Origin of the sequence: Salinibacterium sp. M195 (genome assembly GCF_019443965.1) — a bacterium.
GTDB lineage: Bacteria > Actinomycetota > Actinomycetes > Actinomycetales > Microbacteriaceae > Rhodoglobus.
Window position 1 is genome coordinate 2,000,737 of the sequence record NZ_CP040814.1, and the last position, 13,553, is coordinate 2,014,289.

11 protein-coding genes are annotated in these 13,553 nt (G+C 58.0%); 4 read left to right on the plus strand and 7 right to left on the minus strand.

The window, feature by feature from the left end; translation table 11 throughout:
* Positions 1–55: 55 nt before the first annotated feature.
* From pgl to tkt, 6 genes are read right to left on the minus strand one after another with little or no spacing between them, the layout of a single operon-like run.
* Positions 56–859: a 6-phosphogluconolactonase gene (gene pgl, locus FFT87_RS09535; RefSeq protein WP_219948510.1), complete on the minus strand. Its 804-nt coding sequence runs from the start codon at positions 857–859 to the stop codon at positions 56–58.
* On the minus strand, positions 859–1,830 hold the full coding sequence (locus tag FFT87_RS09540; protein ID WP_219948511.1) for a glucose-6-phosphate dehydrogenase assembly protein OpcA: 972 nt from the start codon (positions 1,828–1,830) through the stop codon (positions 859–861). The genes pgl and FFT87_RS09540 overlap by 1 nt, the downstream gene beginning before the upstream one ends.
* Positions 1,827–3,368 (minus strand): glucose-6-phosphate dehydrogenase, encoded by a 1,542-nt coding sequence (gene zwf / locus FFT87_RS09545; protein WP_219948512.1) that lies wholly within the window; start codon positions 3,366–3,368, stop codon positions 1,827–1,829. Before zwf ends, FFT87_RS09540 begins: the two co-directional genes overlap by 4 nt.
* A gap of 35 nt (positions 3,369–3,403) precedes the next feature.
* Positions 3,404–5,002, minus strand: coding sequence for a glucose-6-phosphate isomerase (locus FFT87_RS09550; RefSeq protein WP_219948513.1), 1,599 nt, complete (start codon positions 5,000–5,002; stop codon positions 3,404–3,406).
* Positions 4,999–6,111, minus strand: coding sequence for a transaldolase (gene tal, locus FFT87_RS09555; RefSeq protein ID WP_219948514.1), 1,113 nt, complete (start codon positions 6,109–6,111; stop codon positions 4,999–5,001). The genes FFT87_RS09550 and tal overlap by 4 nt, the downstream gene beginning before the upstream one ends.
* A gap of 23 nt (positions 6,112–6,134) precedes the next feature.
* Positions 6,135–8,228 carry a transketolase gene (tkt, locus tag FFT87_RS09560; protein ID WP_219948515.1) on the minus strand — a complete coding sequence of 698 codons (2,094 nt, stop codon included), beginning with the start codon at positions 8,226–8,228 and terminating at the stop codon, positions 6,135–6,137.
* Positions 8,229–8,463: 235 nt separating this feature from the next.
* On the opposite strand from tkt, the gene FFT87_RS09565 reads away from it, so the two are divergent.
* Entirely contained in the window at positions 8,464–9,384 is a 921-nt protein-coding gene (locus FFT87_RS09565; protein WP_219948516.1) for a heme o synthase, read from the plus strand.
* A gap of 22 nt (positions 9,385–9,406) precedes the next feature.
* Here FFT87_RS09565 and FFT87_RS09570 read toward each other — a convergent pair whose 3' ends face one another.
* The gene (locus FFT87_RS09570) at positions 9,407–10,363 is read right to left on the minus strand and encodes a heme A synthase (RefSeq protein WP_219948517.1); all 957 of its coding nucleotides are present in this window, start codon (positions 10,361–10,363) and stop codon (positions 9,407–9,409) included.
* Between the two features lie 246 nt (positions 10,364–10,609).
* On the opposite strand from FFT87_RS09570, the gene sufB reads away from it, so the two are divergent.
* The 3 genes from sufB to FFT87_RS09585 are packed head-to-tail and all read left to right on the plus strand — an operon-like array spanning position 10,610 to position 13,548.
* Positions 10,610–12,028, plus strand: coding sequence for a Fe-S cluster assembly protein SufB (gene sufB / locus FFT87_RS09575; protein ID WP_010202529.1), 1,419 nt, complete (start codon positions 10,610–10,612; stop codon positions 12,026–12,028).
* On the plus strand, positions 12,029–13,216 hold the full coding sequence (gene sufD, locus FFT87_RS09580; protein ID WP_219948518.1) for a Fe-S cluster assembly protein SufD: 1,188 nt from the start codon (positions 12,029–12,031) through the stop codon (positions 13,214–13,216).
* A complete protein-coding gene (locus FFT87_RS09585) occupies positions 13,213–13,548 on the plus strand; it encodes a non-heme iron oxygenase ferredoxin subunit (protein WP_219948519.1) in 336 nt (111 codons plus the stop codon). Before sufD ends, FFT87_RS09585 begins: the two co-directional genes overlap by 4 nt.
* The last annotated feature ends 5 nt before the right edge of the window (positions 13,549–13,553 follow it).

Sequence of the window (13,553 nt, forward strand, 5' to 3'; positions counted from 1 at the left end):
CCCCACCGATTAGGTGGGGCCCATTGCTTTGTTAAAGGTGCGATCAGTGCGAGTTTTAGTGCTCGTCGGTCGAATCTGCGCTCGTCCAAAACTCGCCAGGGTCGATCAGGGAGTCCGGGACTTGGGCAGCGGCGTCTGAGTCAACGAAGAACAGGGTTTTACGACGCCCCTCGAGGCCCGCGGCCGGAACTTCGTTGAAACTTGCTCCTGCCAAGGTAAGTCCTAGCGCAGATGCTTTATCGGCACCAGCGACTACGGCCCAGATGCGTGCCGAGGAGTTGATGACCAGCAAAGTAAGACTAAGTCGTTCGCTCGGCGGCTTCGGGGAGTTGCGTACCGCGATGACGGTACGCTCCGTTTCACGGATACCTTCTCTCTCGGGAAAGAGAGATGCGATGTGGCCGTCTGGGCCCACTCCGAGAAAAACGATGTCAAAATTCGGGTACTTGCCAGATCGTGCGGAGTGTTTAGCCAACTCCTGCGAATAGGCCTCGGCCGCATCATCCAGGCTGATGCCTGCATCTGACGCGGCGAATGGATGAACGCGCGCAGGGTCGATCGCAACGTGGTCAAGTAACGCGGCTCGCGCTTGAACATCGTTTCGTTCTGGGTCGCCCGCGGGCAGCCAGCGCTCGTCACCCCACCAAAAATTCACTCGCGACCAGTCAACCTGATTGCGTTTTGGGGACTCGTTTATGGCCGTCAACACAGCCTGTCCCATCGTCCCTCCCGTGAGAACAACAGTCGCCTCGTCGAATTCAGCGATGATGTGAGGGACTTTTGCGAGAAATCTTTTAGCCACGGCTTGGGCCAGCTTGGGCTTGGTCGAGTGAACTATGGCGCGACGTTCGTTACTCACTATTTCTTCGCTTTCGTTGACGTTCCCGAGCGTGATTCAGTCAGTTCGCTCACTCCTCGACGAACGACATCTCCGAAGAGGCTATCGGGGTCGAGACGCCGGAGTTCCTCTGCGAGACAGTCTCGGAGGCTCCTCCGTGGCAGGGAAATGTCGTGAACCGGCTGATCGGGCTGAGTCAAGGTTGCGATGTTTGCGAGATTTCGCTCCAACTGGATAGTTCCCGACTTTCGTTCGAGGACTACCGAATGAATACCGGTAGGCACGGGCGAGCCGTCGGTAACCTCGAGCGACACCGTCACTTCGAGCTGCATTTGAAGCCAGGCGGCGAGCAGCATGGTTGAGGGCGATGCAGCCGCACCACTGACCGTCACCGCGGCAATCGACTCATACGGGGGCTGGTCGAGCACTGCCGCGAGTTGTGCGCGCCACAGAGTGAGCCTGGTCCACGCAAAGTCCGTGTCTCCCGGGACGTAGGTCTTACACATCCGGTGCATTGCTTCTAACGGATTCGCGTTGGCGGCCGCATCGGTAATTCGACGCTGAGCAATCCTGCCCAATGGTGATTCGGACGCATTTGCTGGTGCCTCTCCTGGCCACCACGCCACGACCGGAGCATCGGGAAGCAGAAGTCCCGTGACAAGACTCTCTTGGTCGAGAGCGGCGTCCCCGTACGCCATAACAACAATGACTTCACTCGCGCCGGCATCGCCGCCGACGCGAATTTGAGCATCGACCCGTGGCTCTTGATAGCTCTCGGAGGCTGCGCTGCTTGTTGAAATCACCAAGACCCGCATTGGATGCTCGCGTGAGGCGTCGTTTGCGGCCTCGATCGCCTCTTCTTCATTGCCGAATTCGGTGGCAATGATCAGTGTCAGCACACGACCGAGCGCTACGGCTCCGCCTTCTTCACGAATGCGAACCAGTGCCTTGGATATCTTGGAAGTGGTGGTGTTGGGCAGGTCTACGATCATGGTCGTCTCCAAACTCGGCCGTCGCGCGCCATGAGATCGTCCGCAGACGTCGGGCCCCAAGTGCCGGGACGGTATTGTTCCGGAGCGCCCTGCGTTGCCCAGAATTCTTCAATAGGATCGAGAATTTTCCAGCTCAGTTCGACTTCTTCGTGCCGAGGGAACAACGGAGGGTCGCCGAGCAAGACGTCTAAGATGAGCCGCTCATAGGCTTCGGGGCTTGCCTCGGTAAAGGCGTGGCCGTAGCCGAAGTCCATCGTGACGTCGCGAACGTGCATTTCTGCGCCGGGAACTTTAGATCCGAACCGGATTGTGACGCCTTCATCGGGCTGAACCCGGATTACCAGCGCATTTTGGCCAAGAGCAGACGTGCGACTCTCTTCAAAGAGGTACTGCGGTGCACGTTTGAAGACAACTGCGATCTCGGTGACACGTCGACCCAAGCGTTTTCCCGCACGAAGGTAGAACGGAACCCCTGCCCACCGGCGAGTGCCGATATCGAGGCGAATCGCGGCGTAGGTCTCTGTTGTCGACTCCGGATTCATCCCCTCTTCTTCAAGGAAGCCTTCGACTTTTTCGCCGCCTTGCCAGCCACCCTCATACTGTCCGCGAGCAGTGTGCTCGGAGAGATCGGCCGGCAAACGAACAGCAGAAAGCACCTTTTCCTTCTCGGCGCGCAAGTCTGAGGCATCGAATGAGACTGGTTCTTCCATTGCGGTGAGCGCGAGCAATTGCAGGAGGTGATTCTGGATCACATCGCGAGCCGCTCCGATCCCGTCGTAGTAGCCTGCCCGGCCTCCCACTCCGATGTCTTCGGCCATGGTGATTTGCACGTGATCGACGTGGTTCGAGTTCCAGAGGGGTTCGTAGAGCTGATTGGCAAAGCGCAGCGCCAAAATGTTCTGAACAGTCTCTTTACCGAGGTAATGGTCGATCCGGAAAACACTATCGGGAGGAAAGACCGATTCGACGACATCGTTGAGTTCACGAGCCGTCTTAAGGTCGCTGCCGAACGGTTTTTCAATAACGACCCGGCTCCACCGTCCGTCCTGCTGCTCCGCGAGCCCGGAGTTGCGAAGCTGTTCGGTAACTTGCGGGAAGGACTTGGGGGGAATTGAGAGATAGAACGCATGGTTGCCCATGGTTCCTCGTTCGCGGTCGAGGTCAGCGAGTGTCGTCTTCAGCCGCTCAAATGCCTCCGCGTCGTCGAATTCGCCCTGCACAAAGCGGATTCCCTGTGCGAGTTGTTTCCACACATCCTCGTCGAACGGTGTCCGCGCATACTGTTTGACAGCATCGTGCACGACCTGTTCAAAGTCCTGATCTTCCCAATCACGTCTGGCGAAACCGACGAGAGCGAAACCTGGGGGAAGTAGCCCCCGATTGGCAAGATCGTAGACAGCAGGCATCAGTTTCTTGCGCGATAAGTCTCCGGTTACTCCAAAAATGACGAGAGCACTCGGACCAGCAATGCGGTTTAGCCTGCGGTCGGAGCTCAACCGCAGTGGGTTGAAGTCAGCACTGATGTCAACGGGGGACATACTTCTCCTCTGTGTGCAGCACGTAAGGGCTGCAGCTATCCGATCGCGTCGAGAACCAGCGGTAACGACACCTTGGGGTTCGATACTGTGAGGCTCAGAACGGGGCGACCGTGTTCGGCCAGCACGCTGGCGTCACCTGCGGCCTGTGCGCGAATGAACTGTCCGAAAGTAAACGGGCGGTCGGGAATCTGCAAATCGGTATCTTCGACCACGATGATCTGAAGGAACACTCCGATTGCTGGCCCGCCTTTGTGAAACTGGCCGGTGGAGTGCAAGAAGCGCGGACCCCATCCGAAAGTAACAGGACGCTTAGCTCGCGCGGCCGCACGCTCGCGAATCTCAGCAAGCTCAGGATAAGCCGTGCGGTCGGCGTAAGCCTGAATCGCCACATAGCCGTCGTCGTCAAGGTACGACAGGAGTGAAGAAACGACTCCGGCGAGATCGTCGCTGTTAGCTACAACGCCGTCAGTGCCACGAACCTCGATGTCGCCAACGGTGAAAGCAGGAGCTACCGGGGGAGTGGGGTTGTCGATCAGCTCGCGCGCAGCGTTCTTGGCTGCTTCAACATCAGGCTGATCGAACGGGTTGATGCCGAGTAGCCGGCCGGCAACTACTGTGGCGTATTCCCACAGCAGCAATTGACCACCGAGTGATCCAGCAATTTCAATCTCGCCGTCAAGGACCTCTTTGGTGTCGTCCCACTCGCCGACGAGGCGAACGATTTGAAGATCATCAAGGCTTTCAGCGATCTCAGGAGAATCGGTGCGAAGAACGACCGGAAGGATGCCCTTACCCAGCTTCCCGGTGGACTCGGCGATAAGCTGTTCAGCCCAGTCGCCAAAGCCGAGGATGTGGGTACCGTCAGCGACGATAGCGAGCTTGTCTTTGAGCGGGTCGGCACCAGCAATCGCTGCACCGAGGATAAGGCCCGGGTTGCTCTCGTTGTCTACAGCCAGTTCAACCATGACCGCTTCTGCCTCATCGAGAAGCTCTGAGAGGTCGACTCCGGCAAGCCCAGAAGGCACAAGGCCGAAGGCAGTGAGCGCCGAGTAACGGCCACCCACGTTGGGATCGGCGTTGAACACCCGGTAGCCGGCAGCGCGAGCCGCGACATCCATCGGCGATGCAGGGTCGGTGACAATGACAATTCGTTCACGCGGGTCGATACCAGCATCGGTGAAGAACTTCTCGTAGATTCGCTTCTGGGAGTCAGTCTCAAGTGTCGAACCCGACTTTGACGAAATGACCACCGCAGTAGTGCTGAGTCGATCGGCGAGAGCAGCCGACACCTGGGCAGGATCTGTCGAGTCGAGAACCGTCAGTTCGACGCCATAAGTGCGGGTGATTACTTCGGGGGCAAGTGACGAACCGCCCATTCCGCCCAAGACGAAGTGGTTAACGCCATCGGCACGAAGTTTGTCGCGCAGCGCGTAAATATCTTCGATCATGGGACGTCCAACGGAGACAGCTTCCACCCACCCCAAGCGCTTGGCCGACTCTTCTTCGGCGTCCGGACCCCACAAAGTGGAATCGCCACCAGTGATACGACTCGCTACGAGGTCGTTGACCAGCTGAGGAACGATCCGGTCAACGGCTTCTGCCGCCGCCCCGGAAACCGCAATTTTGACACTCATTTTGCGGCCTCAAGAGCAGCCGAAACGGTGTCGAGCAATTCGTTCCACGAGACGATGAACTTCTCGACACCTTCTTTCTCAAGAAGCGCGGTCACCTCGTCATACGAGATTCCGAGCGCGGTGAGTGCGTCGAGCGTGATAGTCGCTGCGGCGTAGTTGCCAGTGACTTGCTCGCCGTCAATAACACCGTGGTCAAAGGTTGCTTCAAGAGTCTTCTCGGGCATCGTGTTTACGGTTTCGCCGACGGCAAGCTCGGTGACGTACAAGGTGTCCGGGAGGCTCGGGTCCTTCACCCCAGTTGATGCCCACAACGGCCGTTGCTTGTTTGCACCAGCCGCGATAAGTGTCTGAGCACGGTCCGTGGCGAACGCGTTCTCGTACACCTGGTACGCAAGACGAGCGTTGGCGATCCCGGCCTTGCTTTTGAGGGACTTAGCATCGTCTGTACCGAGAGCGTCAAGACGCTTGTCGATTTCGGTGTCGACACGTGACACGAAGAACGAAGCGACTGAGTGAATCTTCGACAGGTCGTGCCCGGCGGCCTTAGCCTTCTCGAGGCCGACAAGATAGGCCTCAATGACGTCGCGGTGGCGAGCCAAGCTAAAGATGAGCGTGACGTTTACGCTGATTCCCGCGGCAATGGTCTCGGTGATCGCTTCGAGGCCCTCAACGGTCGCCGGAATCTTGATCATCGCGTTTTCGCGGGCAACCTTGGCCCACAGTTCTTGCGCCTGAGCGATCGTTCCTGCCGCGTCATGCGCAAGTCCGGGCTCTACTTCAATAGAAACTCGACCGTCGCGTCCGCTGGTGGCATCGTAGACAGGGCGGAAGATATCGCTGGCGGCGGCGACGTCATCTGTGGTGATCTCGAACACTGCTTCGGTAACGCTTTTTCCTGCGGCGGCGAGAGCGGCAACTTGGTCGTCGTACGCCTCGCCTTTAGCCAAGGCTGTAGCAAAGATCGTGGGGTTGGTCGTGACGCCAACAACGTTGCGTGACTTGATAAGGGACTGGAGTCCGCCCGAGTTGATTCGCTCACGGGACAGGTCGTCGAGCCAGATGCTCACGCCGACAGCGGAAAGAGTCGCGGTGGGTGTTTCGTTAGTCATTGTTGTCTCCTTATTCAGGGTGCCTAGAGGGCAGCCAGAGAATCGCGTGCTGCGGCCACTACGGCCTCGGTGGTGATGCCAAACTCTCGGAAAAGTGTCTTGTAGTCCGCCGACGCACCGAAGTGGTCAATCGAAATGCTTCGGCCAGCGTCGCCGACGTATTCCCGCCATCCGGTGGATACGCCTGCTTCAACCGAAACGCGTGCCCGCACTGTAGAAGGCAAAACAGACTCGCGATATTCCGCGCTCTGCTCCGCGAACCATTCGAGACTCGGCGCAGATACAACACGAGCATTGATACCATCTGCCTTGAGCGTCTCGCGTGCTTCGACTGCGAGCTGAACCTCTGAGCCAGTGGCGATCAGGATCACATCGGGAGTTCCGTTCGGAGCCTCGGCGAGAACGTACGCACCCTGGGCAACGTGGGAAGCCGACGCGAATGTCTCACCGCTAGCAACATCATCGCCCCGCTCGAATGTCGGCACGTTTTGACGAGTCAGCGCAATTCCCGCTGGTCCGTTACGGCGCTCAAGGATCGTCTTCCACGCCCATGAGGTTTCGTTGGCGTCAGCAGGACGCACGACATCCATACCCGGAATCATGCGCAGGCTGGCCAGTTGCTCAATGGGTTGGTGGGTCGGACCGTCTTCGCCAAGAGCGATCGAATCGTGAGTCCAGACGAAAATCGAGGGCACCGCCATGAGTGCGGCAAGTCGAACTGCCGGACGCATGTAATCGCTGAAGATAAGGAACGTTCCGCCAAATGCTCGGGTGTTTCCGTGAAGCACTATTCCATTGATGATCGCGCCCATGGCGTGCTCACGAATACCGAAATGGAGTACGCGGCCGTACTCGTTGCCGCTCCACTCGCCGGTAGAGTGCTCGCTCGGGATGAAGGATTGTCCGCCAGCGATCGTCGTGAGGTTTGACTCAGCGAGGTCGGAAGAGCCGCCCCAGAGTTCAGGCATCACTGCGCCAATAGCACCGAGCACTTTGCCACTCGCAGCACGAGTGGAAACATCTTTGCCCGCTTCGAAGTGGGGGAGCGCCGCATCAATGCCCTCGGGCAATTCGCCAGCGAGAACCCGATCGAGCAGAACCTTGCGCTCAGGGTTAGCTGTTGCCCACTGGTCGAACGTTTCGGTCCATTCAGCGCGCTCCTGCTTGCCACGCTCCACAGCCAGTCGGGTGTGGGCAATCACATCATCGTCAACGACGAAGCTCTGTTCAGGATCGAAACCAAGAGCCTTTTTAGTGCCGGCGAGTTCTTCAGCGCCAAGGGCCGAGCCGTGGATCTTTCCCGTGTTCTGTTTGCTGGGAGCTGGCCAGCCAATGATGGTGCGCAGGATGATCATCGACGGCTGGTCCGTGACGGACTTGGCCTGTTCAATGGCAGCGTTGAGGGCTTCTACGTCTTCGACGTATTCGCCTGTCTTCTTCCAGTCGACAACCTGCACGTGCCAGTTGTAGGCCTCGTACCGCATTTTGACATCTTCAGTGAAGGCAATCTTCGTGTCGTCTTCAATGGAAATCTGGTTGCTGTCATAGATGGCAATAAGGTTGCCGAGCTTCTGGTGGCCAGCAAGTGAGGATGCCTCTGCGGATACGCCTTCTTGGAGGTCTCCGTCACCAGCGATCACGTAAACGAAGTGATCGAAGGGGCTCGTTCCTGCCTCAGCTTCGGGATCGAAAAGGCCACGTTCGAATCGCGCAGCGTACGCGAATCCAACAGACGAAGCGATGCCTTGGCCCAGGGGGCCAGTCGTAATCTCTACGCCTTTGGTGTGCCCGAACTCGGGGTGGCCAGGAGTAAGCGAACCCCACGTGCGCAGCGCCTTGAGGTCATCGAGCTCGAGTCCGTAGCCACCCAAGTAAAGCTGTACGTACTGGGTGAGTGAGCTGTGGCCTACAGAGAGGATGAACCGGTCGCGGCCAAGCCACTTGTCGTCGCTTGGATCGCGACGCATCACCTTCTGAAAGAGCAAGTACGCGGCAGGCGCCAAACTCATCGCGGTACCGGGATGCCCGTTACCGACCTTCTCAACAGCATCTGCCGCAAGAATTCGAGCGGTATCTACCGCTTTGTTATCGATGTGATCCCATTGAAAAGCTGCCATGAGAATACTGACCCTTCTGCAAGCGAAGTGCCCAACCAGAAACGATTAAGGCACATGAACGACCCGCCACGCGACAACATTGGCTCGGTCAGTGGTTGCGCCGTGCTGCATAAAAGCTGTGCACGAGCAGGCCATAGACAGGCGGGCACCACAAGTATAGGGAACCGAGCATGCGATCGCTGCTTCGCTACGCTCGCGGTCCGAACAATCTTCGCAACAGCTTAGAATCGAGGGTATGGATGTCACTTTAGAAGCCCCCCAGCAGCAGGAACGCATTGGCATCCTTCGTAAGATTCGCGCCTACGTTGCGCTCACGAAACCGCGGGTCATTGAGCTTCTGCTCGTCACGACCGTGCCTGTCATGGTTCTCGCTGCCGGAAGAATACCCAATTTGTGGCTAGTTTTGGCCACTCTCGTCGGAGGAATCCTTAGCGCATCCTCGGCGAACGCCTTCAACTGCTACATTGACCGCGATATCGACCGTGTGATGGCCCGCACTAAGAACCGACCACTTGTCACAGGCGAATTGAGTGATCGTGAAGCGCTTCTGTTCGCGTGGATCTCCGGAGTTGGCTCTGTTGTCTGGCTCGGGTTGCTCACAAACTGGCTTGCCGCTGCACTGTCGCTGTTCGCGATTCTCTTTTATGTACTCATCTACACGTTGCTATTGAAGCGCCGCACTCCTCAAAACATCATTTGGGGCGGCATCGCTGGCTGTATGCCCGTTCTCATCGGCTGGGCCGCTGTGACGAATGATTTGTCATGGGCAGCCTGGGTGCTTTTCGCCGTCGTATTCCTCTGGACTCCGCCACACTATTGGCCTCTGTCGATGAAATACCGTTCGGAGTACCAGGCGGTCGGCGTTCCGATGCTCGCCGTTGTTCGAGGCCGCGCGGCTGTTGGACTGCAAGTCATCTTGTACGCCTGGGCGACGGTTGCCTGCTCGTTACTGCTGGTGCCGATCGCCGACATGGGGATCGTCTACACAGTGGTTGCTGCAGGCAGCGGTGCATGGTTCATCATCGAGTCTCACCGTTTGTATTCAACGGCGATCCGCCACGGCGAAGTCAAGGCGATGCGCGTCTTCCACAGTTCAATCAGCTATTTGACGCTCGTCTTTCTCGCGGTCGGAATCGACCCGCTGCTCCCGTTCTAAGTGACGAGGTTCGCAAACGCGATTAGTGGGACTGCTCTTCGACCGTGATTCGGGTGTCGGCCTTTTTAGGAGGCTCCACCGTCGGCGACGTCGATGACCGGAGCGACAGCACCACCGCAGTCATTGCGGCCGCGATTGTGCACGCGATGACCATGTGGCTGCCCACGAGAAGGATCGGCAGTCCGCTTCGTGACTGGACGATGCCGATCAATGCTTGAACGATTTCAAGCACCAAGAGGATGATCGCGAAGTCCATGATGCGGCGATGATTGCCGCGGGCAAGCACAATCACGAGGGCCAAAGTCGCTGCGATGAGCGCGTAGCCTGGCCAGCTGTGCACGTGCTGCAGGATGCCCGCATCCAATCCGTTGCGCGCAGTACCGTCGTCACCGGCGTGCGGACCTGCCCCGGTTGTGAGGATGCCGGCAGCGATCGTGAGAGCGACCAAGAGGCTCGTGACGTGCGTGAGGATCGCAATGGGTCGTGAGACGGTGAGTTCAGGCCCACGAAGCCCCATCCAGACTCGATAGACGAGGGCAGCGCTCACGGCCACGAGAATTGCTGAAATAGCGTAGTGAACGCCCACAATGCTTGGGTCGAGTTTGACCCGCACCGAGAGGCCGCCGATGAGTCCTTGAAGCACGGTACCGCCCAAGATGACGAGAGCCAGCGCCATAAGGTCTCGGCGCTCACGGCGAAGCCGAAGCACCATCAACACCATAATAATGGCGACAAATCCAACGAGGATTGACAGCAGTCTGTTGCCGAACTCGATAGCGCCGTGCAACCCCATTTCTGGCGTTGCGACTAATGATGCGTCGGTGCAGAGTGGCCATGTTGGGCATCCGAGGCCGGAACCGGTCAGACGAACGGCGCCGCCAGTCGCCACAATCAAGATTTGGATCACCAGTGAAGTCACCGCAAATATTCGCACTCGCGCGTCGACGGACTTGGGCAAACGTGCGATAACGGCGTTCACGGCCGTACCTCCTGTTATTTCTAGCTTCTGCCTGTAGAATGGATTGCGTTCAGGAACACAGCCCATGCCGGGAAGTCAATGATGACAGCGAGGTAATCCCTTGCTTGTCCTGTTTCAGTCTAAGTTCGCCCGTGCAGTGTTTTGTCACAGCGCACGCGCACCTCTCGAAATTTTCCCGGCAATGTGCTGTGCGATGGAATGCCAACGCAGCCACCTTGGTTGATAGAGGCAGGAAAAGAGGTACCAATGTCTGACGTGCTGATCGATCGTCCGGAACTCAATGGCATGGGCCAGTATGAGTTTGGCTGGGCTGACTCCGACGCTGCGGGAGCTTCTGCACGACGGGGCATCAACGAAGAAGTCGTTCGCGACATCTCTACGTTGAAGAATGAACCCGAATCAATGCTCAAGCTGCGCCTCAAGGGCCTTGAGCTATTCGGTCGTAAACCGATGCCGAAGTGGGGCGCCGACCTGTCGGGCATCGACTTCGACAACATCAAATACTTTGTGCGCTCCACTGAGAAGCAGGCGCAGACGTGGGAAGACCTTCCCGCTGACATCCGTGATACCTACGAGAAGTTGGGCATCCCTGAAGCAGAACGTAACCGTCTGGTTTCGGGCGTCGCAGCACAGTACGAGTCCGAAGTCGTCTTCCATTCGATCAACGCTGAGCTCGAAGCTCAGGGCGTTATCTTTATGGACACCGACACGGCGCTGCGCGAGCACCCCGAGTTTTTCGACGAGTACTTCGGCACGGTAATTCCCGCGGGAGACAACAAGTTTGCCGCGTTGAACACTGCTGTATGGTCCGGCGGCTCCTTCGTTTACGTTCCCAAGGGCGTTCACGTAGAGATTCCCCTTCAGGCCTATTTCCGCATCAACACCGAGAACATGGGGCAGTTCGAGCGCACTCTCATCATTGCGGACGAGGGCTCCTACGTTCATTACATCGAAGGTTGTACTGCACCGATCTATAAGTCGGACTCGCTGCACTCTGCCGTCGTTGAGATCATCGTGAAGAAGAACGCACGCGTTCGCTACACGACGATTCAGAACTGGTCAAACAACGTGTACAACCTGGTGACCAAGCGCGCGATCGCGCACGAAGGTGCAACCATGGAGTGGATTGATGGAAACATTGGCTCCAAGGTCACGATGAAGTACCCGTCGATCTACTTGGTTGGCGAGCACGCAAAGGGCGAGACTCTTTCGGTTGCTTTCGCCGGCCCAGGTCAGCATCAGGACGCCGGCGCGAAGATGATCCACATGGCGCCATACACGACGTCGTCGATCGTTTCGAAGTCTGTCGCCCGTGGTGGTGGCCGAGCCGGTTACCGTGGTGAAGTCCGCGTCGACGAGAAAGCCCATCACTCGGCGAACACGGTTCGTTGCGATGCACTCTTGGTTGACACTATTTCGCGCTCTGATACCTACCCGGCGATTGACATCCGCGTGGATGACGTTCAGCTTGGCCACGAAGCAACAGTTTCGAAGGTCAGCGCTGAGCAACTCTTCTATCTTCAGTCTCGCGGCATGGAAGAAGATGAGGCAATGGCGATGATCGTCCGAGGCTTCATCGAACCCATTGCGCGCGAACTGCCCATGGAGTACGCCTTCGAACTCAATAAGCTCATTGAACTGAGCATGGAAGGATCCGTCGGCTAAATGACGCTCGTTACACCAGAACAACACGGACTCAAGGCCCATAGTGACGGCGGCTGGGACGCGGACGATAAGGGTTTCGTTCCTGTTCAAACGCGCTCTGCACGCCCCAAGTCGTTCGAACACGCCGATTTCGCCCCCGTCAACGGCCTAGAAGCGGATTGGAAGCTCACCCCGGTGAAGCTGATCAAACCGCTTCTCGATGACGCCCTTGACGGCACACCCTACGCAATCGAGACCGATGCTCCCGAGAACATCACGGTTGAGTGGGTTGCTCGGGACGACGCTCGCGTCGCCTCGGCGGGCAAACCTGAGGATCGCGCATCCGCTAACGCTTGGACCAATTTCGAAAAGGCGTTGGCAATCACGGTCACGGGCGAAGAACACGCCACGGTACGAATCGCTCGCTCAGACATGGGCACTACAGCTCGAGCGGCACACACCGTGATAACTGCTCGCCCCCATAGCAACAGCACAGTGCTTATCGAATCGTCAGGATCGGCCTTACTCAGCGAGAACGTTGAGATTGTGGTCGAAGATGGTGCGACCTTGAACGTTGTAAGCGTTCAAGACTGGGCTGACGACGCTATCCACCTAGCAAGCCACTTCGTTCAAGTTGGCCGCGACGCGACTCTCAAGCACACTGTGGTGTCGCTTGGCGGCAAGGTTGTGCGCGTGAATCCGTCAGTACATCTGTCGGGGGAGGGCGCTGACGGCGAACTGTACGGGCTCTACTTCGCCGACGAGGGACAACACCTTGAACAGCGTGTCTATCTTCACCACCAGGCCGCGCAGACTCGCGGCCGCGTGAACTACAAGGGCGCCCTCCAGGGTGCCGGGGCACGCACGGTGTGGGTCGGGGACGTGCTTATCGGCAGCGGTGGCTCCGGGACCGATAGTTACGAGCAGAACCGTAACCTCGTGCTCACTGAGGGCACTCGCGCCGACTCGATCCCGAACCTCGAGATCGAAACTGGCGACATTCAAGGAGCGGGTCACGCCAGCGCAACTGGCCGTTTCGACGACGAGCAGTTGTTCTATCTGCAGGCCCGCGGCATCTCTGAGATCGAGGCTCGTCGCCTCGTCGTCATCGGATTCCTCGCCGAGATCGTCCAAAAGGTCGGAGACGAGCGGCTCGAAGCTCGACTGCAGACTGCAATTGAATCTGAGTTGGAAGGCACGAACTCGTGACCGCCCAGCGCGTCTGCGGCATTGATGAGCTCGAGCCCAATAAGGCCTACCGTGTGGAACTAGACGGCACCGCAATCTGCGTCGTCAAGGACTCAGCTGGCGAAGTTCACGCGATCGGTGACACCTGCACGCACGGTGACATCTCTCTTGCCGAAGGCTTTGTTGAAGACGGCGCTATCGAATGCTGGGCACACGGTTCGCTGTTCTCCCTTGATACCGGCAAGCCGCTGAGCCTGCCAGCCTACGAACCTGTACCGGTCTTTGTAGTGAAGATCGACGACGACGGAGGGGTCCATATCGATCCCGAAGACACCGTCGCCATCGAGAGCTAATAGCT

Bases quoted from the DNA above. Each gene is read 5' to 3' on its own strand.
- tkt (WP_219948515.1), bottom strand. From the start codon at position 8,228: ATGGCAGCTTTTCAATGGGATCACATCGATAACAAAGCGGTAGATACC.
- sufD (WP_219948518.1), top strand. From the start codon at position 12,029: ATGACGCTCGTTACACCAGAACAACACGGACTCAAGGCCCATAGTGAC.
- FFT87_RS09540 (WP_219948511.1), bottom strand. From the start codon at position 1,830: ATGATCGTAGACCTGCCCAACACCACCACTTCCAAGATATCCAAGGCA.
- sufB (WP_010202529.1), top strand. From the start codon at position 10,610: ATGTCTGACGTGCTGATCGATCGTCCGGAACTCAATGGCATGGGCCAG.
- zwf (WP_219948512.1), bottom strand. From the start codon at position 3,368: ATGTCCCCCGTTGACATCAGTGCTGACTTCAACCCACTGCGGTTGAGC.
- tal (WP_219948514.1), bottom strand. From the start codon at position 6,111: ATGACTAACGAAACACCCACCGCGACTCTTTCCGCTGTCGGCGTGAGC.
- FFT87_RS09565 (WP_219948516.1), top strand. From the start codon at position 8,464: ATGGATGTCACTTTAGAAGCCCCCCAGCAGCAGGAACGCATTGGCATC.
- FFT87_RS09550 (WP_219948513.1), bottom strand. From the start codon at position 5,002: ATGAGTGTCAAAATTGCGGTTTCCGGGGCGGCGGCAGAAGCCGTTGAC.